The sequence below is a fragment of the Streptomyces cucumeris genome (assembly GCF_024295805.1).
GTDB lineage: Bacteria > Actinomycetota > Actinomycetes > Streptomycetales > Streptomycetaceae > Streptomyces > Streptomyces cucumeris.
The window spans coordinates 1-21,310 of record NZ_JANCLX010000019.1; the positions used below are offsets into that span (position 1 = coordinate 1).

Genomic DNA, 21,310 nt, shown 5'->3' on the forward strand with positions numbered 1-21,310 from the left:
AACCGCCTCAAGCAGTGGCGCGGCCTCGCCACGCGCTACGACAAGACCGCAACCGTCTACCAGGCCGCACTCCACCTCGCGGCCATCCACATCTGGGCCGCGAGGTGATCCGTAAGAAACGGCCTAGGGGGAGGGGCGGGGGCGAGGCTCCTCCATGGTCGGCTGACAGTGGTCTGACAACGGTGGGAAGTAGGTGAAGACGTGTGTGATGCCCTTCAGGTGCACTGTGCACGTCAATCTGTAGTCGTTTCCGCAGAGTCGTCACGCACTGTCACCGGTGTGGTGGGGGGTCTGCCTACGATCCAGGGGCTGAACCAATCACTTTCCTGGAGATACCGTGCAAACCGCTCAAGCCAACGATCGCCCCGGCGATCAGCGGCACACTGGCCCGTCCTATACCGAGGTGCAGGCGGGCGCCGAATTCGGTGAACTGCGTACCGCCCACCGCTCGTTCGCGTTTCCGCTGACCGTCGCGTTCGTCACCTGGTACCTGCTGTACGTGCTGCTGTCGAACTATGCGGGCGGCTTCATGTCGGCCAAGGTCGTCGGCAACATCAATGTGGCGCTGGTCTTCGGGCTGGCCCAGTTCCTGACCACTTTCCTGATCGCCTGGTGGTACTCCCGGCATGCCGCGGCGAAGCTGGATCCGCGGGCGGAGGCCATCAAGGCCCGGATGGAGGGTGAGGTATGAGCACCGCGGGTCACCTGCTGGCGGTTGAGAGCACTTCGGACAACCGGCCTCTGATCATCACGCTGTTCAGCGTCTTCGTCCTGGCCACGCTGGCCATCACGGTGTGGGCGGGCCGTCAGACCAAGGACGCCAACGACTTCTATGCCGGCGGACGCCAGTTCTCCGGCTTCCAGAACGGTCTGGCGATCTCCGGGGACTACATGTCCGCGGCGTCCTTCCTGGGTATCGCCGGAGCCATCGCCCTGGCCGGCTACGACGGCTTCCTGTACTCCATCGGCTTCCTCGTCGCCTGGCTGGTGGCCCTGCTGCTGGTCGCCGAGCCGCTGCGCAACTCCGGCCGCTACACCATGGGCGATGTCCTGGCCTACCGGATGCGCCAGCGTCCGGTGCGTACGGCCGCGGGTGTTTCCACGATCGTGGTGTCGATCTTCTATCTGCTGGCGCAGATGGCCGGTGCGGGGGTGCTGGTCTCGCTGCTGCTGGGGATCACCAGTGAGGCCGGGAAGATCCTGATCGTGGTCCTGGTGGGGGTGGTGATGATCCTCTATGTCTCGATCGGCGGGATGAAGGGAACCACCTGGGTGCAGATGGTCAAGGCTGTCCTGCTGATCGCGGGCACGTTGCTGATCACGTTCCTGGTGCTGCTGAAGTTCAACTTCAATGTCTCCGACCTGTTGGGGGAGGCGGCGAAGAACAGTGGTCTGGGCAAGGAGTTCCTGGAGCCGGGGCAGAAGTACGGGGTCAACGCGACCTCCAAGCTGGACTTCATCTCTCTGGGTATTGCGCTGGTGCTGGGGACCGCGGGGCTGCCGCATATCCTGATCCGCTTCTACACGGTGCCGACGGCGAAGGCGGCGCGGAAGTCGGTGAACTGGGCGATCGGCATCATCGGTGGCTTCTATCTGATGACGATCGCGCTGGGTTTCGGTGCCGCGGCTCTGCTGAACCGTGATGACATCATCGCTTCGAACAAGGCGGGCAACACCGCTGCTCCGCTGCTGGCGGAGGAGATCGGTGGTGGCGCGGATTCCACCGGTGGGGCGATCCTGCTGGCGGTGATCTCGGCGGTGGCGTTCGCGACCATCCTGGCCGTGGTCGCCGGGCTCACCCTGGCCTCCTCGTCGTCCTTCGCGCACGATCTGTATGCCAATGTCATCCGCAAGGGCCAGGCATCGCAGAAGGAGGAGATCTCCGCCGCCCGCTGGGCAACGGTCGGCATCGGAATCGTGGCGGTCGCGCTGGGAGTGTTCGCGCGGGATCTGAATGTGGCCGGACTGGTGGCGCTGGCGTTCGCGGTGGCGGCTTCGGCGAATCTCCCGACGATCCTCTACAGCTTGTTCTGGAAGCGGTTCACCACCCAGGGCGCCTTGTGGTCGATCTACGGCGGGCTGGTGTCGTCGGTCTTCCTGGTGCTGTTCTCGCCGGTGGTCTCCGGCAAGGAGACCTCGATGTTCCCGGATGTCGACTTCCACTGGTTCCCGCTGGAGAACCCGGGTCTGATCTCCATCCCGCTGGGCTTCCTGCTCGGCTGGCTGGGCACGATGGTCTCCAAGGAGGAACCGGACCCCGAGAAGTACGCGGAACTGGAGGTCCGCTCCCTCACCGGACACGGAGCCCACTGACGGACACACGTTGTTCGAACGGTCCGTCGCGAGGTCGATTTCCAGCCCGGGGCAACCATCGCGGCGGGAGCTGCGAACACCCGCCTTCCACGATGGCGCGCCACTCCCGCACGGGTGGGCGCGCCATCGCCGTGTTTGAGGTGGCCTCGCTCGACCTGGCGGGTGATCAGGGGCCCTTATAGGGTCGTGGCATGGATGTGAGCGGGCGATTCTGGGGTGCGACAAGGGCGGAGCAGCGTGCGCCGTATCCGTGTGACCGGCTGGTGAGAACCCGTTCCGAGGGCTGGACACGGGCAGTCGACGTCGCGGCACCACCCCACGTCGTCTTCGGCTGGCTCCGTCAGTTGACCATCGCTCCGTACAGCTACGACTGGATCGACTTCCGTGGGCGGAAGAGCCCACGCGTCCTTCTCTCCAGGCTGCCGGACCTGTCCGTCGGGCAGCAGTTCCTCGTCTTCGAGATCGCGAGCTTCACGACTGACGCACACATCACCGGTGTCCTCCCCGAAGCCCACGCGAGGCGGTACGGCCACATGGCCGTGAGCTACACCGTGCGCCCGCGCGGCAAGGGATCCCGTCTGGTCGTCAAGGTGGTCGTCGAGACGGGCGGAACGGCAGGCCGAAGGCTGCTCCGACGGCTCCTCGCCTGGGGAGATCTCATCATGATGCGCAAGCAGCTTCTGACGCTCAAGAAGCTGGCCGAGGGAGTTGCCGCAGCTGATCCCGGTGTCGCCACCGGGTAGACACTCCGCCGCTCACACGCCCCGTCGCGTGGTGGTGTTCCCGGAGGTGCGGAGCGTTCGGCGGATGGCGTTGCGGAGCCAGTGGTGGGCTCTGTCGGCTGCGTGGCGGGGATGCCAGGCCATGCCGACGGTAATGGGCGGCAGCGTCAGGGGGATGTCCAGGAGGCGCAGTCCGAGGCCGATGGCGTCGTCGGTGAGGGGCGAGGGGGCGGCGCCGGGAAGCGCGGCAGGGACGAGGCACACCATGTCGCTGCGAGCGGCGAGGGTCATGGCGGCCAGGTGGCTGGGGAGGACGATACCGACCCGCCGATGAAGGTTCTGCTCGGCCAGGGCGGTATCGAGGGGACCGGTGAACCGGCCGCGGCGGCTGACCGCGACGTGCTGGGCGGCGGCGAGCCGGGCCGAGGTCAGGGGGCCTTCGGCCAGCGGATGGCCGGGCCGGACGGCCGCCACCATGCGGAGGCTGACCAGTTCCTCGACCCTGGTCTCGGGGTCCACATGGTCGATGGACCCGACCTCCAGGTCGATCCGGCCGTCGCGCAGCGCGGGGCCGGCCTCCAACTCCTCAGCCCGGAGCCGGAACGAGACCCCCGGTGCCTCCTGCTCGGCCAGGCGCAGCAGCCCGGGGGCCAGCGCCGAGCCGACCAGGTCGGCGGTCTGGAGGGTGAATGTACTGCGCAAGGTGGCGGGGTCGACGCCGGTGTCGGGGCTGAGCAGGGCTTCGAGGCGCTGCACCACGGCTGCGACTTCCTCGCGCAGGGCCTCCGCACGCGGGGTGGGCACCATGGCCTGCCCGGCCCGGACCAGCAGCGGATCCTGCAAGGTGCGGCGCAGACGGGCGAGCGTGCGACTCATGGCGGCGGGCGAGGTGTGCAGGCGGGTGGCGGCCCTGGTGACGCTGTGCTCGGCCAGCAGGGCGTCCAACGCGATGGCGAGATTGGCATCGAGGGCCGAATCCGGGCTGTTCACCAGCATCATTCCACTTCAGTCAATGATTCCTTGCCGAAGTTCCCATTGTGGCAACACTGTTGTCCTTCACAGGATGGGGGTGTACCGAACAGCGCGACCTGCGAGGTTTTTATGATCGTCATTACTGCTCCCACCGGGAACATCGGCCGTCATCTGCTCTCCCGGCTCCTGGAGTCCGCCCCCGCCGCAGGCGAGGAACTACGCGTGATCGTGCGCGACCCTTCCCGGCTTCCGGACGCGGCGCATGGACGCGTCGAGGTGATCGTCGGCTCGCACGGAGACGCCGCGGTCGTCGACCGGGCCTTCGAGGGAGCGGACGCCGTCTTCTGGCTCGTTCCTCCGGACGCCGCCCTGACTCCCCAGGATGCCTACAGCGGCTTCAGCGGGCCCGCCGTCAGGGCGTTCGCCGCCCACGGCGTCGGCCATGTCGTCGGCGTCTCCGCACTCGGCCGCGGTACCCCGCTCGCCGGCCGGGCCGGTCTCGTCACCGCCTCCCTCGCCCTGGACGACCTCATCGCCGACAGCGGCGTCGCCTACCGGGCCCTGGCCAACCCGTCCTTCTTCGAGAACCTCCTGGAGGAGTCCGACTCGATCCGCGAGAAGGGCGTCTTCACCGACTCGGCCGACGCCGACCGCAAGGCCCCGTTCGTGGCCACCGCCGACATCGCGGCCGTAGCGGCCGGCCTGCTCCTGGACCGCTCATGGACCGGGATCGGCAGCGTCCCGGTCCTCGGGCCGCGGGACATGTCCCCCAACGAAGTGGCCCGCATCATGACCGAACAGCTCGGCCGTCCCGTCCGCTACGAACGCCAGTCGCCCGACGAGCTGCACACCACCCTCGTCGGCTACGGCCTCAACGAGGCATTCGTCCACGCCATGGTCGACATGAAGCGAGCCAAGGACCAGGGCCTGGACGCCGGCGTCGCCCGTACCCCGGACACCGCTTCCCCCACCAGCTTCGAGCAGTGGTGCGAACAGACCCTCAAGCCCGCCGTCCTCTCCTGAAGCCCACTGCCATCTCGGAGGCACCCTGATGCCCGCTGATATGACCGAACCGCCGGTCACGGCGTTCATGCTCGTCAAGACGACACCTGAGTGGCTCGCTCTGACCGTCCAGCAACGCGTCGACGCCTTCACCACCCAGGTCCTGCCCGCGATCGAGGCCAGGACCACCGGCGTCCGGTCACGCTTCTACGACACGGAGTTCTACTCCGCGCGCGTCACCGACGTCTGGGTGTGGGAGGCCGAGGACCACCACGCCTACCAGCTCCTGATCGACGCGTTGCGTGAAACCCCCTTCTGGGACCGCTACTTCGAGATCGTCGACCTCCTCGTCGGTACCGAGAACGGCTACGCCCGCAGCTACGGCCTCGAACCCGTCGCCACCATCACCACCTGACACACTGCCGTCCCGCCCGCCCGATCCGATGCCCTCTGGCCACCACCGGCCGGAGGGCATCGGAGCAAGGAGAACCACGGTCGTGGGCGACATCGGCCCGCGGTCACCCTTAGAGCGAGCGGGCTCCCGGGCTGTTGCCCTTGAAACGCCGGCCCGCGGCGATCTCATCGCCCACCACCGACCAGACGGTCTCGTCGTCCTGGAAGGGGAGCGGGTCAATGCTGCTCGTCTCGTGGCGGATGCGCTCGACCTCGCGCTCCAGGCGCTCGAAGTCGGCCTCCTCATCGCCGTCGTCGCCGCTGAAGGTGAACTCCTCGAGCAGACGCTGGAACCGGAGGGAGACCTGGACGAGGGAGGAGACATCCGTGTGGAGTTCCCGCACGGTCTCCACGTCGGCGTCAAAAGCGTGCACCTTGCCGGAACCGGGGTCGAGGGCGAGGTGGGCGTTGAGCAGCCAGCCGATGACGGGCCATTCGCCCGCGTCCTCCGAGGCGTCCTCGAAGTCCTCGACGTCGACGACGTCCTGGACGAGGGCCGGCCGGCCGGTGTCCTCGTCGGGCTCACGCAGCCAGAGCGTCCCGGTGGGGACACCGACGGTCCGAAGGAGGCAGGCGCCCTCGCTGTCCACGGCGGAGGACGGGAAGGCGGCGGCGGGCAGCGTCACGATCCGGCCCTCACCGAAGACGTCGACGAGCCCGCTGCGGGTGACATCGAAAAGCACTGCCGGAACTCCGAACTCCGCGGCGGCACACGCGTCGCGGGACTCTCCATGGAGGGAAGCGATCGCCTACGCGCTGCGGTACGCCCGGAGAAAGGTCCGCACTCCCTCGACGATGAGCGGCCGGACGCGGGAGTCCTCCGCGGCGTTCGCGGAACCGAGCCTGTCCAGCGCCACACCGAAGGTCAGTGCGATGAACTGGTCGGCCGCGAGCCGGGGATCGGGGACGTCGAGCAGCCCGGCCGCGGCGAAAGCGGCCAACCGCTCGGCGATCGCCTCGTCGGGGGCGTCGGCCATGGAGTTGTACCCCGGGTGCGGCAGGTTGCCGGATTCAGCCCGGACCAGTCGTTGCAGTGTCGTGTACTCCGCCGAGCCGAGCATGTCGGTCGCGATGCGCATCGAGAACGCGGTCAGGGCGTCCTCGAGGTCGGCTGCCCCGGTGGGGTCGGTGAGGGTGTCGTCGAGGGTGCGCCGGATCGTGGTGATCAGGGACTGGCCGATGGCGTCGACGACCGCCCGCAGCAGTGTCTGCTTGTCGCCGAAGTAGTCGTAGACCGTCCGCTTGGACACCTCGGCCCGGGCGGCGACCGCGTCGACGCTGGTGCGGTCGAAGCCATCGGCGAGGAACAGTTCCCGGGCTGCCGAGAGGATGGCGGCCCGCTTCAGCGTGGACCCCTCGCGCAGCGTCTTTGTGGTCGGCATGGGCACATCCTAACCGTTCTACACTGCACGGTGTAGTGTAATAATGGCTCGGGGCGCGCCGCACTCGTACACCGGCTCCACCCCGGCGGAGCTGTGCACGCGTCACCTCCGTCACCGCTTACCTGAGTTCACTCCGCGGGACGCCTCCGGACCTGTCCGCGGAAGAAGCACCACGCACCACGCACACCCCGCCCGTGTGTCCCCGCCGGGCCCGGCACGACGGCAGCGCTACGCGTACGGCCGGCCCTCACCCCGCCCTGCTCGCCCCGCAGTAACGGAAAGGATGTCCATGACCGCAACTCTCGCTCCACCGGTTCGTATCGGGAGGGCCGCTGTCGGCGCCCTCGGCATGCTGGCAGTCGCCACCGGTGCCTTGGAGTCGGTGGTGACGCCGACGCTCCCGCTCCTGCAACGCGAGCTGGACATGAGTCCGTCCGAAGGGGCGTTACTCAGCATCGTGCTCCTCATCACCGGCGCGCTCATCACACCGGTCGCAGGCAAGTTCGGCGACCGCTACGGCGGAAAACGGGTCCTGATCCGGCTCATGGCGGTGGTGTGCACCGGTGGCCTGGTGTCCGCCATGGCGCCGAACCTGCCGGTGCTGCTGCTCGGTCAGGTACTGCAGGGCGCGATGGTGGGCGCGCTGCCCCTGTCGTTCATCCTGGTGCGCAAACATCTCCCCGCGGGCGAGGCGAAAGTGGCCATCGGAGTGGTCAGCGGGTTATTCGTGGGGGGCGGGATGGCGGGAACGCTGTCGGCCGGCCCCGTCGCCGAAGGGCTCTCACGGCACTGGATGTTCGCGCTGCCGACGTTCGCGGTCATCGGGTCCACCCTGCTGGTGAACAGGTTGATGCCGCACGACCCGCCCGGCCGGTCGGACGACGCCGGGGTCGACTGGCCCGGTTTGGTTCTCTTGAGCGGAACGCTGGTCACGCTCATGCTCGTACTCGCGGTGGCGCCCGACATCGGCTCACAGCCGCTGGTGCTCGGTTTCCTCATCGTGGTGCTGGCAGCCTTCGTGGCCGGTTGGATAGCCGTTGAGCGTCGTGCGGCCTCGCCGATGGTCGATCTGCGCATGCTGGCACGGCCTGCGGTGTGGAAGTCATGCGTGCTGACGTTCGTGATCTGCCTCGGTACCTCGGTGGCGGTCTATCTGGTCCCGCAGCTGTTCGATGTGCCCGCCGACGCGTACGGATTCGGGGCCAGCGCCACCGAGATCGGCTTCTTCCTGCTGCCCGGCGCCGTGGCCGCGTCGCTGGCCGGGCCGATCAGTGGCATCGGGGCACGGCGTTTCGGCTCACGTGCCATGGTCACCACCGGGGTCGTCATCATGGTCATCGCCCTGATCGCCCTGGCAGCCGTGCACACCGAGGTCTGGCACCTCATCCTCGGCAAGGCGATGATCGCGCTCGCCAACGGCCTGTGCGTCACGGCGATGGTGACCAACACCGCCACATCCGTCGAGCACAGTGACACCGGCATCGCCACCAGCCTCGTCTTGGTGACTCGCGTGCTCGGCTTTGCCGTGGGTGCGCAGATCAGTGCGGCGATCCTCACCGCCGGTACCCCCTCCGGGTCGGATGTCCCGGCCGAATCGGCCTTCGTCACCGGCTTCGTCATCGCCGCTGCCGTCACGGCCCTGTCCCTGCTTGTCACCCGCACCATGAGCAAAGGAGTCAAGGAATGACCCGCACCGATCAGCTCAGGGATATCCGTGATGTCCGTACCGCGCCGAGGCGCACGGCCCTGATATCCGGGGCCAGCATCGCGGGGCCCGCGCTCGCGTTCTGGCTGAACCGCTACGGATTCGCGGTCACGGTGGTCGAGAAGGCGAGCACACTTCGTGATGGTGGTTACCCCATCGACGTGCGTGGCACCGCACTCGAAGTGGTCCGGAAGATGGGGATCCTGCCGCGACTGCGGGACGCACACGTCGACGTGCGCCGGCTGACCTTCCTCGAAGAGGACGGCAGCGTGGTGGCCTCGGTCAACCCGCACGCGGTCACCGGCGGTGTCGCGGGAGAGGACCTGGAGGTGCGGCGCGGGGATCTGACCGACGCTCTCCACGCGGCGGTCCGTGACGACGTGGAGTTCGTGTTCGACGACTCCATCGACACCCTCGACCAGTCCGGCCACGGAGTCGACGTCACCTTCCGCGGGGGCGGCAGGCGTACGTTCGACATGGTGTTCGGTGCGGACGGTCTGCACTCACGTACCCGCGAGTTCCTGTTCGGCCCCGAAGAGCAGTTCCACCGGTACCTCGGCTACTGCTTCGCCGGGTTCACCATGCGCAACACCTTCGGGCTCTCCCACGAGCTCATGATGTGGAACACCCCGGGCAGGGCCGCGGCGCTCTACGCCGTGGGGAACAGGGACGAAGTACACGCCTTCCTGAACTTCGCCCGCCCGGAACCACCGTTCGACGCGTTCCGGAACCCGGAAGCCCAACGGGACCTGGTCGCCGCGGTCTTCGCTGACGCGGGATGGGAGGTTCCGGGGATGGTTGCCGCCATGCGTGAGGCGGATGACCTGTTCTTCGACGTGGTCAGCCAGATCCGTCTGCCCCGCTGGTCCAGCGGCAGGGTCGCGCTGGTGGGCGACGCCGCGTATGCACCCTCGTTCCTCACCGGACAGGGCTCCAGCCTCGCGCTCGTCGGCGCCTACATGCTCGCCGGTTCGCTGGCCGGCCGGGACCACGCCGCGGGCTTCGCCGCCTACGAGCAGAACACCCGTGGGTTCGTGACCGTGAACCAGGAGCAGGTCGGCGAGGGCGATGCCGCGCTCTTCCCGACCACCGCCCGGGCCCTGGAGCAGCGCAACACCATGCTGCGCAATCTCAGCGCCATGCCACCCAGGGAGGGACGACCGGCTCATTCGGCTCTCGCCCTGCCCGAATTCATGCCCGTGACATGAGCTCGCGCTCGCGCGCCGCGCCGCGTTCCATGCCCGACCGTGGTCGACGCCGCCGATGCCGTGCGAGAAGCCCCGGTTCCCGGCGGTGGGGTCGGTGTCGAGCACGGCGTGCGCCGGCGTGGTCCGGTGGCGCCTCACGAGGATGCCTCCGCCAGGCAGCGGGTGCGCTGGACGCCGAGGCCGGTGACGGTGCCCTCCATGACGTCACCGTCGCGCAGCAGCCGTCCCCAGCGCATGCCCTTGCTCGCCGGGCTGCCGGTCAGCACGAGGTCGCCGGGCAGGAGCTGCGCGGTCTGCGACGTGTAGGACACCACGCGGGCGGCCTTGAAGGTCATGTCCGTAGTGGATTCGTCCTGCAGGGTCTCGCCGTTGAGCTTGAGAGTCACCCGCAGGTCGTCCGGGTGGGCCATCGACTCGGCCGGGACGATCCACGGGCCGAGCGGGGTGAAGCCGGGTGCGTTCTTGCTGCGCAGCCAGTCGGTGCCGATCGCCCCCATGTCGCGGCGGAATACGGTGGCACGGTCGGTGAGGTCGTTGGCGATCGTGTATCCGGCGATGTACCGAGGGGCGTCCTCGACGGAGACACGGTGCGCCGGCCGTCCGATGACGACGGCGAGTTCCAGTTTCCAGTCGGGCTTCTCCGCCCAGGCGGGCAGCACGACGTCGTCGTAGGGACCGGTGATCGCGCTCGGCAGTCCGATGAAGACGTAGGGGAGATCCTCGGCAGGCCGCCGAGCCGTGATCTCGGCGGCTCCCCGATGCCGCTCCTCGTCGGGCCGCTTGTCGCCCGGGACCCGGCGGTCCAGGTCGAGGTCGATCGCATGCTGCCGGAAGTCGGAGCCCGACTGCAGCACTTGGCGCGGGGCGACGGGTGCGCACACGTGGAGGCCGCCGAGGCCGGTCCATGCGAGCGTCTCGTCCGAGGCGAGGGCCCGCAGCCTCGGAAGGTTCTCGTCCCAGCCGTCCAACAGATCCAGAACGGTGAGCCGCGGATTGCCGAACACGCCGCGGAGGTCCACCGCTTCACCGTCGGGGACGACGAGCGCGGGGAACGCGGGACCGTCGGAGTCCGCGAGGGTGGAGAGCGCGAAGGGCGCGGCGAAGAGCTCGGACGCGGATCGAGGTTCCACCGGAATGTCCTCCTGGTTGCCTGAGACCAATCTGAGCCCTCCCATCGCAATCAGGGAAATGGATTCTATGGATTACTGTCATCCATCGCATAGATTTTCCCAGGTGGGAGGCGTCCGTCCTAGAGGGAGCGCCGTGCAAATCGCCTGTCTGCACCTCAGTCCAGCCGTCGCCCAGCTCCCGCCGGCGCTCCGCCGACCCGGGTCAGCTGTCGGCGGTCGGGCCGTCGTGGGCGAGCAGGGCGCGGCGGGCCGTGAGCGCCAGATAGGCGGTGAAGGTGTCATGGTCGACCTCGGTGGTGGCGAAGTCGGCTCCGTGGGCAGTGCGCAGGACGCAGGCGGAGAACACGGTGGCGAAGCACTGGCGTACAGCCTGCTCCGGGTCGGGCTGGGTGATCCCCTCCCGGGTGTGCTCCAGCAGGAGGCCGCTGAAGGCGTCGGCGAGCGAATGCACATGCGCCCGGCCGCGCCGCAGAACCTCGGGATGGACGCCGGAGAGCAGCACGACGGGCTTGAGGAATGCTGCGTGGCGCCGGAAGAGTGCGGTGAGTTCGGAGACCGCCGCCGTGACGAGAGCAGCAGGCGACAGATCCACCCAGGGCGCCGGGTCGCGGAAGACCTGCTCCTCGGCGGTGATCCGCGCGATCCCGTGCTCGTAGACGGCGAGGAACAGCGCGTCCTTGTTGGTGGTGCGGTCATACAGCGCTCTCGGCGGCACCTGCGCCTTCTCGCACAGGGCGGCGATCGTGAACGCCTCGTAGCCACCCTCTTCCACGAGGGCCACTCCGGCGTCCAGGATTCTGGCCCAGGCCCGGCGGGTGCGCTCCTGCCGGGGTTCGCGGATCTCCAGATCGCCGCTGCGGGCTGCTGAGGTGGCCATGCCCTCATTCTCCCCGGTCCCGTGGCTCGCCGGGCTCCCGGACCGGACGCCGGGGAAATCCTGCTCGCCCCTGTTGACAAGGGCCGCTCATCAGCCGCTCTAATAACCGTAGTACGCACTACGGTTTCAAGGAGGAGGGCGGATGCTGATCGTGCTGAGCCGTGCCCGCGCCACGGAGGGCGCACGTGACCGGTTGATCTCCGCAGCCATGGAGATGGCCCGCGAGTCCCGGGGCGACAGCGGATGTCTGAGCTACGCCTTCGCCGCCGCCCTGGAGGACCCTTCCGAGATCACCTGCACGGAGATCTGGAGAGATCGCGCCGCGCTGGACGCTCATATGGCCCACGACCACACCAGCAAGTTCCTGTCGTGTGTGCAGGGCCTCACCGACGGCGAACCCGTCATGACCTTCCACACGACCATCGACTGACCTGCGCCCCGACCATCACTTGCAGAGAAGAGCCGCGATGTCCCCGACCCCTTCGCCCACCCCGAGCGCCCCGGCCCCCGGCCGCGTCGCCATCATCGGCGCCGGCCCCGCCGGCATGGCCGCTGCCCTCTCCGTCCACCAGGCCGGCCACCAGGTCACCCTCTTCGAGCGCAACTCCCAGGCGCGTCCGGCAGGCAACATCCTCAACCTGTGGCCGGCTCCCATCAAGGCACTCGGTCTGCTCGGCGTGGACATCGACGATCTCGGCGCCCCGTGCGAGAGCATCTTCCGCAACCTGAAGGGCAGGCAGCGCGTCCGCGTCCCGTTGCCCGAGCACGTCATCCGCGACTACGGCGGCGGCTTCATCGGCCTGCTCAGGCCCGACCTCTACGAGCGCCTCGCTGCTGCCCTTCCCGAAGGTGTCCTGCACACGGAGTGCCGCGTCGAGCGCATCGAGCAGGACACGCGCTCCGCCCGCCTGCACCTCGCCGACGGCACCGTCCACGAGGCTGATGTCGTCATCGGGGCCGACGGAATCAACTCCCTGACCCGCCGCGCCATATGGGGAGAGACGCCGATCCGCCCGCACAACCTCCAGCTCTACGGCGGCTACACCTTCGAGGAGCCCCCTACCGCCACCCGCGGCCTGTGCGTTCTCACTCACAGCCGCACCGTGCAGGGCGCCTGGACTTCCATCCGCAGCAAGGGCCGCGACGGCTTCCAGTGGTGGGTTCTGCACGCCCACCCCGTCGACACGCCCGTGCCCACGGACCTCCACGCTGCCGCGACGCGGCTCGCCGTCCCCTTCCCCGATCCCTTGCCGTCCCTCATCGCCGCCACCGACCCCCAGCACGTCCAGAGCTGGCCCATCCGCGACCGCAAGCCCCTCAGGCAGTGGTCCCAGGGGCGCATCACGGTCATCGGTGACGCAGCCCACCCCACCTCGCCGTACGCCGCTTATGGTGCCGGAATGGCCACGGAGGACGGCTACTTCCTCGGCCGTCGACTCGCCGGTCGCGACCTGACCGACCACACCACCGTCGCCGAAGCCCTCCAGGCGTTCGAGACACCGCGCAAGCCCCACACCTCCCGCCAGTCCCAGACCGCCTGGGCGCTCGGCAAGGTCTTCCACCACGCCCCCGCTCCGCTGCGCCTGGTTCGCGACGCGATCTTCGATCGAACCCCGCTTCTTCAGAAAGTCGTCGGCGAGGGCACCCCCGGCGAGATCCTCAAGCAGCTCGACGAGATCGACATCGCCGAACAGGCATTCACCGCGGCTCGCAGCCAGATCTGAAATTGATCGGTAACGTTCCTGGGCCGCCGGACGTGAACCCATTGAGAGCAAGCGCTGCCGGAGTCCGTCCGGCAGCCTCATGCAGTTGTGGGCTTCACGTCAGGCGGGACGGTCCATCGGACCGCACGGCAGGGGCGGGGAAGCCGGGGAGAGGAAGCCATGGGGATGAGCAAGAAGATGACCCGCGTCAAGCTGGTGACGACCGGGGGAGTAGCCGCCGCGCTTGTGTCGCTGACCGTGGCGGCGATGCCGAGTTCCGCCTCCGAGGCGGACCGGTCGGACCGGCAGCCGGTGGCGGCGCAGGCCGCCGCGGCGAAGACCAAGGCCGCCCAGGGCAATACGAAGCAGGCGTTCCCGGAGAAGGTGTCCGGCAGCCCCACCTCTCCGCTCACCAGGGTGAGCGACTTCTTCGGTGCGTACATCGACGCACGGAAGGACGCGAGGAACGACGAGGGCAGCGGCGCGCTGTCGACCGTGCTCCGCAGGCACTACCTCTCCCCGCGGCTGGACGAGTCGCTGATGGACTGGGAGCGGAGTCACAACGCTGATGGCGTTCTGCGCTCACAGAACGTGCCGGTGAAGTGGACCGTCACCGACAACGGAAATGGCAACAACTACTCCGCCGTCACCACGCTGACCTGGGGTGATGGCACGGAGACCAAGCTCTCCGTGCTCGGTTCCCGCGATGCGGAGAGGATCATCTCCATAAAGCCGATCGGGCGGTGACCGCCAAGCGGTGAGCCGACGGGGCGGGGCGGGCCTGCCCGCTCTGCCCGGGTTTCGCCGGAACCACCGTCGACCCGTACGGAGGGGCTGTTTCGACTTAGCTTGATCCGTTGTGGAGAATCTGAGGTATGAGTGACAACGTATATTTCAAGGTCTCGGCCAACGGTGAGGACCTCGGTCGCATCGTCTTCCGTCTCTTCGACGACGTGGTGCCCAAGACGGCACGCAACTTCCGTGAGCTGGCCACCGGTCAGAACGGGTTCGGTTACCAGGGCGCACCCTTCCACCGCGTCATCCCCGAGTTCATGCTGCAGGGCGGTGACTTCACCAACGGCAACGGCACCGGCGGCAAGAGCATCTACGGTGCGAAGTTCGCGGACGAGAACTTCCAGCTCAAGCATGACAAGCCCTTCCTGCTCAGCATGGCCAACGCCGGCCCGAACTCCAACGGCTCGCAGTTCTTCGTCACCACCGTGGTGACGCCGTGGCTGGACGGCAAGCACGTGGTGTTCGGCGAGGTCGTCGAAGGCGAGGACGTCGTCAAGGCGATCGAGGCGCTCGGCAGCCACTCCGGCGCGCCCGCCAAGAAGGTCATCATCGAGGAGAGCGGCGTCGTCACCGGCTGAGTCCGGGGACATCGGCAGCCAGCCCGCTGGTAGCGCGGGGCTGGCTGCCCGCCTCCCGGCCCGCGACGTGGCAGCCGCGGTCGGAGATGGGCCCGGCCGCCGCGGCCGAGGCGGCGACGTAGCCCACCAGGATGGGTTGCGCGAGGTGCAGGACCGCCCGTGCCGGCACCGGGAACATGGCCAAGCCCGAGTACGTCACGGCGATGGACTTCGCCCCACCATCGCCGAGAACCTGCCGCACCACGATACGAAGTCGAACTCCTCACGGCCCTCTCCAGAGCGTCTACGACCTGTCTGGACGGGCGGCGACGACGCGGCGGAAGAGGGCCTGGACGGCGAGGGTGACGTCGTTGCCGGAGTGCTGGTGGCAGGGGCCGGCGTAGGCGTGGGTGAGAAAGTCGGCGGTCAGTTCGGGGTCGGCGACGTCGAACTCTCCGGCTGTGTGGCCTTCGCTGAGGAGGGTGACCAGCAGGTCACGGGCGGCGTTCATGGGTTCCTCGCCCGCCGCTGTGCCGAGTTCATGGAAGAGCCGGTGGTAGAGCTCGTGGTGGTCCTGCTCGGCGGTGATCCACGCGGCGACGAGTCCGTCGAGGCGTTCGGTCCAGGTCAGCTCCGCCTGCTGGAGCAGGGCGGTGGGCTGCTGGAGCATGCGGTCCCACATCTCGGCCTGGAGGGCGGCGAGCAGTTCTTGCTTGGAGTCGAAGTAGAGGTAGACCGTGCCCTTGGCGACACCCGCGCGGGCGGCGACCTTGCTGATGGTCAGGGCTTCGTAGCCGTCGTCCAGTAGCAGGCCGGCCGTGGCATCGAGGATCTGACGGCGGCGGACATCCGGCGGCTGGAAGCGTCCGGTCGGCTGGGCTGATGCGGACTTCTCCGCGGGCACGGGCTCTCCTCAAGGGTGGGGACTGACTGGCGGCCGGTCAGTCTGTGGCCTCCAGGGTGTCATGCGGCCTGCGGGCGATCACGATCACGGCGTGGTCCTCGGCCGGCTCCCGCTCGTGGCCGGGGTGCTGGTGCACGGATACCTGCCTGCGTTCGGCCCGCACGATCTGCAGGCCGAGGCCGGTGAAGGCTTCGGTCAGCTCATCGAGGGTGGCCAGGTCCCCGGGCTTCCCCCAGTCGCAGGCCTCCTCGTCCCATTCGCCCAGGGCCAGGACCGCGCCGGGCGCGAGGGCCGCGGCCAGGGTGGTGAGGGTGGCGGTGCGGGCGGGGCCGCGGGGTGGCAGGGCGTAGGAGCTGAGGACGAAGCCGTGCGTGGTTTCGGGCCGCCAGGTGGCGCTGTCGGCGACGGCGAGTTCGATCCGGTCGTCCAGGCCGCGGGTGCAGGCGGTGGTCCTGGTGCCGGCGATGGCCCGGGGTGAGATGTCCACGCCGGTGACTCGCCAGCCGCGCTCCGCGAGGGCGAGGGCGTTGCCGCCGGCGCCGCAGCCCAGGTCCAGGGCCCGTCCCGGCGTGAGACTTTCGGCCGGGGTCAGCAGGAGCGTGTCGGAGGCGGCGCTGTCGCTGCCGTCACCGCGGTAGATGTCATCCCAGTCGAAGTCGATATGCGGTGCGGCGGGCTGGTCGGGGGTGGAGCGTGTGTGCTGCGTCACGTTTCCTCCTGAGGGAAGGGAAGCGATCGAATGACCGTTGGTCAGTAGTATGACCGCTGGTCATTCGTTTTCGTCAAGCCCACCCTGGAGGCACCCCTTGAACCACATCGCGCCGTACGACACCGTGATTGTCGGAGGCGGGCCCGCAGGACTCACCGCGGCTCTGGCCCTGACCCGCTACCGCCACCGGACCCTGGTCGCGGAGTCCCCGGCCGCGCCTCGTAACGCGGCCTCCCGCGGGGTCCACGGCGTTATCGGGCTGGAGGGTGCCACCCCGGCCGAGGTCCGTGCGCGGGCCTGGGCCGAGCTGGACGCCTATGGGCTGGCCGAGCGCCGGGACACCGGCGCCGACGACATCGCCCCGCTGCCGGAGGGCGGATTCCGTACGGTGCTCGGCGACGGCACGCAGGCGTGGTCCCGGACCGTCCTGCTGGCCACCGGCGTCGTGGACATCCACCCGGAAGACGTCGAGGGCTTCACCGCATGCTGGGGCCGCACCGTCATCCACTGCCCGTTCTGCGTCGGCTGGGAGAACGCGGGGCGCACCTGGGGCCTGGTCGCCGACGACGCCGACTATGCCGCGAGGGCCGCCACCGGATTCAGGGCCTGGTCCGCCGACGTGATCGCCATCGCCCCGCCCGGTATGGACCGTGCGGAGGAGGCCCGGCGAGCCCTGCGGGCCGCGGGCAACGATCTCGTGCAAGGGGAGATCGCCCGGCTGCATCACCACGACGGCGAGCTGTACGCGGTGGAGATGGCCGACGGCACTCGGATCGACAGGCAGACCCTGCTGTGGGCCCCGCCGCAGCGGCAGGTCCCGCTCGTCACCCACCTCGCCGACACCCTCGGCCTCGTCCTTGACGACGATGGATTCGTCATCGTCGGGGCCGACCAGCAGACCAGCGTCCCCGGCCTGTATGCGGCGGGCGACCTCACCACCGCCTGGGAACAGGGCGCCATGAACGCCGCCGGAGCCGGCGCCACGGCTGCCGACGCCATCCACTTCGCCCACCCGGCCTGACCGCCCCGACCCACCGGATCCCTCCGTGACCGAGCGAGACTTCACCGACTACATCGAGCGCATCGGGGACCGCAGCGCCCTCTACCAGGCCGTGGCCGCCCACACCGGAGCCCGCCGCGTCCTGTACCCCGGCAGCTACCTCGACCTCGCCCCCTCCTGCATCTGGCCCGACGTCACATACCTCGACGCCGACACCCGCGCCTCCAAAGCCTTCCAGGGCCCCGGCGCCACCCACCACGCCACCCGGCACAAGCAATACCCCGAACACCCCCGCATCGCGTACGTGCCCGGCGACTACACCCGTACCCTCACGGATCTCTCCGCGGCCGAGTGGGATCTGGTCATCTCCCTGTACGCGGGCCCCGTCTCCGAACCTGCCACCCGCTGCCTGCGCCCGGAAGGCTGGCTCCTGGCCAACAACAGCCACGCCGACGCCGGCCTCGCCCACCTCGACCCCCGCTACCGGCTCGCCGCCGTCGTCCACCACCGTTCCGGCCGCTACCGCCTCACCACCGACGACCTCGACCGCTTCCTGCAACCCAAACGCCCGCCCCACCCCACCCGTGAACAACTCCACACCACCGGCAGAGGTGCCGCCTACACCCACCCCGCCACCGCCTACCTCTTCCGCCTCCGCCCCCACACGCACGAGCGGTAGACACTGTGGTCCGGGCTTGTCTCCGCATCGTGCCCCTGTTCGCACCGTATGCAGGTCAGGGGCTGACCGAGTGCCAGATGCGATCGGGCAGTGTCCGTGCGGCTTCCTCGATGTCGACGTCTCCCATGGTCAGCCAACGGCGGGCGACCGCCGTTGTCGGGCCGAGGACGAGGGACTCGATGAGGGGTCCGGGCAGGGCGGCGAGCTCGCCTGCGTCCTGACGTGCGTGTATCCAGAGCGCGAAGAGTGTCAGGCGAGCCTCCTGGGAGTCCCGGATCTGATCGCCCCGGGACATGAACTCATGGTCGATCGTGGCGGAGTGCAGCAGCCGGGCCTCGTCCGGGTGGGTCCGGACGAATGTCAGGTAGGCCCGGACGACGGCCCGGACCCCGGAGCGCGCATCGGCCGTCGCCTGGAGCGCGGTGGCGAGTTCCTCCAGGAGTTGGCCCAGACAGCGCAGGGCGAGTGCGCTGAGCACCCCTTGGAGGCTGCCGAAATGGTGGTAGACGCTCCCGGCGCTGACGCCGCTGCTCTTGGTGATCGTGCCGACGGTGAGGCCGGCTTCACCGGAGGAGGTGTAGATGCGCAGCGCGGAGTCCAGAACCTGTTCGACGGTGGCCTCGCCGCGCTGCTGCTTCGGGCTCATCGAGAACACGTCCCCGGTCCGACGGTGCTGAATGGAGGACTCCGGGTCCTCGCCTCGGCCAGCATAAGTCAACCGTTCTGGAATATTTTCCAGAAACCACTTCCACTGCCGGGTGAGGGGACATCAGACTGGTCCCGCGCCGTACGCATGCCTCCGCTGCCGTGACGAACCGTGTCCGCCAACGGAGGCGGCGCGGCCCGCGCCCGTTCGCCGCCGTGCGGCACTCGCACTGGCGCGTCGGGCCATCCGGCACATCCGGACAACGGCATGGACGGGGGACGCATATGAGGAGTGACGCCGCATGACCGGGATGAAGCTCTTTTCACTCGAATCCAGCGATCCGCGGCGACTGGGTCCCTACCGGCTGCTGCGGCGGATCGCCACCGGCGGGATGGGGCGCATCTATCTCGCCCGGCAGGAGGCGCCCGGAACCCCCGCCGGCGTCGCGGGGCCCACGGGAACCGTCGTGGACCACGGGCTCGTCGCGGTCAAGACGCTCCTGGCCGAGGGCGTCGTGAGCAGGCCGGACCGGGAGCGGTTCGCCCGCGAGGTGGAGCTGGCGGGGCGCGTCGACAGTGCCTGCACGGCCACGGTGCTCGACGCCGACCCCAGGGCGGAACGCCCCTGGCTCGCCATCGAGTTCATTCCGGCGCCGAGCCTGGCCGAGCTCGTTGTCAGCGCCGGGACGCTGCCCGTCGATGGTGTGCGGTGGGTGGCCGCCGAAGCCGCGCGAGCGCTCAAGGAACTGCACGGTCTGGGAGTCGTCCACCGGGATGTCAAACCCCTGAACGTCCTGCTGCCCCATGATGGTCCCCGTCTGATCGACTTCGGCATCTCGCACGCTCACGACCACACCAGCTCCACGACGACCATCGGCACCTTCGCGTTCGCATCACCGGAGCAGGCGTGCGGACGGAAGTCCACCGCGGCGTCCGACATGTACTCCCTGGGCGCCACGCTCTTCTTCCTCGCGGTGGGCCGGCCGCCGTATGCGCAGACCGACCATTCCATCGGGGTGCTGGCTCTCGTCCAGCGCGGCGAGCTCGACGTCAGCGGGCTGCCGCCGGAACTGGAACCGCTGGTCCTTCCCCTGCTGGAAGTCGATCCCGAAAGGCGTCCCGCTCCGTCCGTGGTGCTCCAGGAGGCTCTGGATCATCTCGACCGGACGACGGGGGGCCGGGGCGACAACCGGTGGCTTCCGCGGCCCTGGACGGAGCTGATCGAGGAGTACGCGGAGCAGGGCCGTCAACTCCAGGCGGGAGCGGTGGACTTCGACGCCGCCGAGGCGCCGACCCGGGTCGAGGCCGGAGGTACCGCGGAGGGCGCGGACGAGGCCATTAGCGGGATGCGCGAGCAGTTGGAGGCCCTGCGACGCCAGCGCGACGCCCTGGTGCGGGCGCAGGCCGAGGAGCGGGAGCAGGCGGAGGCGCGGGAATTCGCGCGCCGCGCGGAGGAGGAGCGCAGGCGCAGGGAAGTTGCGCGTAAGGAAGCGGCGCAGCGCAGGGAGAGAGAACGCAGGGAACGGGAGAGGAAGGAGAAGGAGGAGAAGGCGCAGAGGGAGCGTGAGAGGAAGGAAAGGGAACAGAAGGAACGGGAGCGAGAGAAGAAGCGCAAGGAGCAGGAACGCTTACAGCAGGCGAAGACCCAGACCTCGGCGACGGGCAAGAGCACCAGCACCATCTCGACGCCCAAGACCGTCCCGAAGCCTGGAGCGACGTCGAAGCCGGCCAAGACATCGGATTCCTCGGAAGGCTGGGGCGGCGTGCTCGTGGCCGCGCTCGTGATCGGAATCCTGATCTGGCAGCCCTGGGAGAAGAAGGACGACGACACCTCCAAGGGCACCCCCACCTCGCGGGTGACCACCTTGTCCACCAGCGGCGGATCCAGTGGCAGTGGATCCAGCGGCCTCGGGGACGGCCTCGGGGACAGTGGCACCGACAGCGACACCTCCTCCGGCTCGTCGTACGGCGACTCGGACGACACCACGCCCGAACCCGACCCGACCACCAGCTCTCCCACGCCCGACCCCACCGAATCCGCCTTCAAAGCGGTGTCGTACGGCGACTGCCTGGACGTGGTCGACACCGGTTACGGCGGTCTCACGAAGTACGACTGGAGCGAGGACGAACCGAACACGACGTCCTGCGGCTACGGAAGCCGAGTGAAGGTTGTCGGCACCACCGGCAATTGCACCTCCGGCACGGCCAAGGCCACTTGGTCGTACTACTCCACCAGCAGCGGCCAGCGGTCCGCGCTCTGCCTCACCGGCCAGTACCACCAGGGCGACTGCCTGCTCGCCAAGCGCCAGGGAACCGATGTCAGCAGTGTCGCGATGCTGTCGTCCCCTAACTGCACGGACCGGCGGGTCCCCGCGGCGTACAACGAGATCCTGGTCGTCACCGACATCTACCGGGCCAGCGGCGGTGGCGCCGATGTCTGCCGCCACGGGCAGTACGACTCCAATACCTACTGGTCCACGAAGGTGGATGACGGTGCGACCCTGCTGTGCATGAAGGCGTACGACTGACACGCCGACCGGAGCGACGCCGACGG

The 21,310-nt window shown here is 68.9% G+C and carries 23 protein-coding genes and 1 pseudogene; 15 read left to right on the forward strand and 9 right to left on the reverse strand.

Features of this window, described 5'->3' with window-relative positions:
- The 4 genes and pseudogenes from NMK44_RS25220 to NMK44_RS25235 form a co-directional block, all read left to right on the forward strand.
- Nucleotides 1-108, forward strand: a pseudogene (locus tag NMK44_RS25220) (IS5/IS1182 family transposase); the annotation flags it as partial.
- 229 nt (nucleotides 109-337) lie between these two features.
- A complete protein-coding gene (locus tag NMK44_RS25225; RefSeq protein WP_254746957.1) occupies nucleotides 338-691 on the forward strand; it encodes a DUF485 domain-containing protein in 354 nt (117 codons plus the stop codon).
- Nucleotides 688-2,313 (forward strand): monocarboxylic acid transporter, encoded by a 1,626-nt coding sequence (locus NMK44_RS25230; RefSeq protein ID WP_254746959.1) that lies wholly within the window; start codon nucleotides 688-690, stop codon nucleotides 2,311-2,313. The genes NMK44_RS25225 and NMK44_RS25230 overlap by 4 nt, the downstream gene beginning before the upstream one ends.
- A gap of 263 nt (nucleotides 2,314-2,576) precedes the next feature.
- On the forward strand, nucleotides 2,577-3,056 hold the full coding sequence (locus NMK44_RS25235; protein WP_254746961.1) for a hypothetical protein: 480 nt from the start codon (nucleotides 2,577-2,579) through the stop codon (nucleotides 3,054-3,056).
- A gap of 12 nt (nucleotides 3,057-3,068) precedes the next feature.
- Here the strand turns inward: NMK44_RS25235 and NMK44_RS25240 are convergent, their stop codons facing one another.
- Nucleotides 3,069-4,034: a LysR family transcriptional regulator gene (locus NMK44_RS25240; protein WP_254746963.1), complete on the reverse strand. Its 966-nt coding sequence runs from the start codon at nucleotides 4,032-4,034 to the stop codon at nucleotides 3,069-3,071.
- 102 nt (nucleotides 4,035-4,136) lie between these two features.
- Between NMK44_RS25240 and NMK44_RS25245 the strand changes: the two genes are divergently transcribed.
- Together NMK44_RS25245 and NMK44_RS25250 are read left to right on the forward strand one after the other, a co-directional pair.
- A complete protein-coding gene (locus NMK44_RS25245; protein WP_254746965.1) occupies nucleotides 4,137-5,030 on the forward strand; it encodes an NAD(P)H-binding protein in 894 nt (297 codons plus the stop codon).
- Nucleotides 5,031-5,058: 28 nt separating this feature from the next.
- On the forward strand, nucleotides 5,059-5,424 hold the full coding sequence (locus tag NMK44_RS25250; RefSeq protein WP_254746967.1) for a darcynin family protein: 366 nt from the start codon (nucleotides 5,059-5,061) through the stop codon (nucleotides 5,422-5,424).
- A gap of 109 nt (nucleotides 5,425-5,533) precedes the next feature.
- Here NMK44_RS25250 and NMK44_RS25255 read toward each other — a convergent pair whose 3' ends face one another.
- Both NMK44_RS25255 and NMK44_RS25260 read right to left on the reverse strand, forming a co-directional pair.
- Nucleotides 5,534-6,145: an SUKH-4 family immunity protein gene (locus tag NMK44_RS25255; RefSeq protein ID WP_254746969.1), complete on the reverse strand. Its 612-nt coding sequence runs from the start codon at nucleotides 6,143-6,145 to the stop codon at nucleotides 5,534-5,536.
- A gap of 66 nt (nucleotides 6,146-6,211) precedes the next feature.
- On the reverse strand, nucleotides 6,212-6,844 hold the full coding sequence (locus NMK44_RS25260; RefSeq protein WP_254746971.1) for a TetR/AcrR family transcriptional regulator: 633 nt from the start codon (nucleotides 6,842-6,844) through the stop codon (nucleotides 6,212-6,214).
- Nucleotides 6,845-7,133: 289 nt separating this feature from the next.
- On the opposite strand from NMK44_RS25260, the gene NMK44_RS25265 reads away from it, so the two are divergent.
- Both NMK44_RS25265 and NMK44_RS25270 read left to right on the forward strand, forming a co-directional pair.
- Nucleotides 7,134-8,531, forward strand: a complete 1,398-nt coding sequence (locus NMK44_RS25265; protein ID WP_254747267.1) for an MFS transporter — start codon at nucleotides 7,134-7,136, stop codon at nucleotides 8,529-8,531.
- A complete protein-coding gene (locus tag NMK44_RS25270; RefSeq protein ID WP_254746973.1) occupies nucleotides 8,528-9,757 on the forward strand; it encodes an FAD-dependent monooxygenase in 1,230 nt (409 codons plus the stop codon). Before NMK44_RS25265 ends, NMK44_RS25270 begins: the two co-directional genes overlap by 4 nt.
- A 134-nt stretch (nucleotides 9,758-9,891) precedes the next feature.
- On the opposite strand, the gene NMK44_RS25275 is transcribed toward NMK44_RS25270, so the two are convergent.
- Both NMK44_RS25275 and NMK44_RS25280 read right to left on the reverse strand, forming a co-directional pair.
- Complete coding sequence (locus tag NMK44_RS25275; RefSeq protein ID WP_254746975.1) at nucleotides 9,892-10,887, reverse strand: fumarylacetoacetate hydrolase family protein; 996 nt, start codon at nucleotides 10,885-10,887, stop codon at nucleotides 9,892-9,894.
- 202 nt (nucleotides 10,888-11,089) lie between these two features.
- Nucleotides 11,090-11,764 carry a TetR/AcrR family transcriptional regulator gene (locus NMK44_RS25280; RefSeq protein ID WP_254746977.1) on the reverse strand — a complete coding sequence of 225 codons (675 nt, stop codon included), beginning with the start codon at nucleotides 11,762-11,764 and terminating at the stop codon, nucleotides 11,090-11,092.
- Between the two features lie 142 nt (nucleotides 11,765-11,906).
- Between NMK44_RS25280 and NMK44_RS25285 the strand changes: the two genes are divergently transcribed.
- The 4 genes from NMK44_RS25285 (at nucleotide 11,907) to NMK44_RS25300 (ending at nucleotide 14,840) form a co-directional block, all read left to right on the forward strand.
- Nucleotides 11,907-12,194, forward strand: coding sequence for a putative quinol monooxygenase (locus NMK44_RS25285; RefSeq protein ID WP_254746979.1), 288 nt, complete (start codon nucleotides 11,907-11,909; stop codon nucleotides 12,192-12,194).
- Between the two features lie 37 nt (nucleotides 12,195-12,231).
- Entirely contained in the window at nucleotides 12,232-13,488 is a 1,257-nt protein-coding gene (locus NMK44_RS25290; protein ID WP_254746981.1) for an FAD-dependent oxidoreductase, read from the forward strand.
- Between the two features lie 165 nt (nucleotides 13,489-13,653).
- Nucleotides 13,654-14,214, forward strand: a complete 561-nt coding sequence (locus NMK44_RS25295) for a hypothetical protein (protein ID WP_254746982.1) — start codon at nucleotides 13,654-13,656, stop codon at nucleotides 14,212-14,214.
- 128 nt (nucleotides 14,215-14,342) lie between these two features.
- Nucleotides 14,343-14,840: a peptidylprolyl isomerase gene (locus NMK44_RS25300; RefSeq protein ID WP_254746983.1), complete on the forward strand. Its 498-nt coding sequence runs from the start codon at nucleotides 14,343-14,345 to the stop codon at nucleotides 14,838-14,840.
- Here the strand turns inward: NMK44_RS25300 and NMK44_RS25305 are convergent.
- Genes NMK44_RS25305 through NMK44_RS25315 form a run of 3 tightly spaced genes read right to left on the reverse strand, consistent with a single transcriptional unit; the run spans nucleotide 14,830 to nucleotide 16,432 of the window.
- Nucleotides 14,830-15,084: a hypothetical protein gene (locus tag NMK44_RS25305; protein ID WP_254746984.1), complete on the reverse strand. Its 255-nt coding sequence runs from the start codon at nucleotides 15,082-15,084 to the stop codon at nucleotides 14,830-14,832. The genes NMK44_RS25300 and NMK44_RS25305 overlap by 11 nt on opposite strands.
- 39 nt (nucleotides 15,085-15,123) lie before the next feature.
- Nucleotides 15,124-15,723 (reverse strand): TetR/AcrR family transcriptional regulator, encoded by a 600-nt coding sequence (locus tag NMK44_RS25310; protein ID WP_254746986.1) that lies wholly within the window; start codon nucleotides 15,721-15,723, stop codon nucleotides 15,124-15,126.
- Nucleotides 15,724-15,760: 37 nt separating this feature from the next.
- Nucleotides 15,761-16,432: an SAM-dependent methyltransferase gene (locus tag NMK44_RS25315; protein WP_254746988.1), complete on the reverse strand. Its 672-nt coding sequence runs from the start codon at nucleotides 16,430-16,432 to the stop codon at nucleotides 15,761-15,763.
- A gap of 97 nt (nucleotides 16,433-16,529) precedes the next feature.
- Between NMK44_RS25315 and NMK44_RS25320 the strand changes: the two genes are divergently transcribed.
- Nucleotides 16,530-17,453, forward strand: coding sequence for an NAD(P)/FAD-dependent oxidoreductase (locus NMK44_RS25320; protein WP_254746990.1), 924 nt, complete (start codon nucleotides 16,530-16,532; stop codon nucleotides 17,451-17,453).
- A gap of 25 nt (nucleotides 17,454-17,478) precedes the next feature.
- Nucleotides 17,479-18,111, forward strand: coding sequence for a hypothetical protein (locus NMK44_RS25325; protein ID WP_254746992.1), 633 nt, complete (start codon nucleotides 17,479-17,481; stop codon nucleotides 18,109-18,111).
- Nucleotides 18,112-18,166: 55 nt separating this feature from the next.
- Here the strand turns inward: NMK44_RS25325 and NMK44_RS25330 are convergent, their stop codons facing one another.
- Nucleotides 18,167-18,757, reverse strand: coding sequence for a TetR/AcrR family transcriptional regulator (locus NMK44_RS25330; protein ID WP_254746994.1), 591 nt, complete (start codon nucleotides 18,755-18,757; stop codon nucleotides 18,167-18,169).
- 301 nt (nucleotides 18,758-19,058) lie between these two features.
- Between NMK44_RS25330 and NMK44_RS25335 the strand changes: the two genes are divergently transcribed.
- Nucleotides 19,059-21,284, forward strand: a complete 2,226-nt coding sequence (locus NMK44_RS25335; protein ID WP_254746995.1) for a serine/threonine protein kinase — start codon at nucleotides 19,059-19,061, stop codon at nucleotides 21,282-21,284.
- The last annotated feature ends 26 nt before the right edge of the window (nucleotides 21,285-21,310 follow it).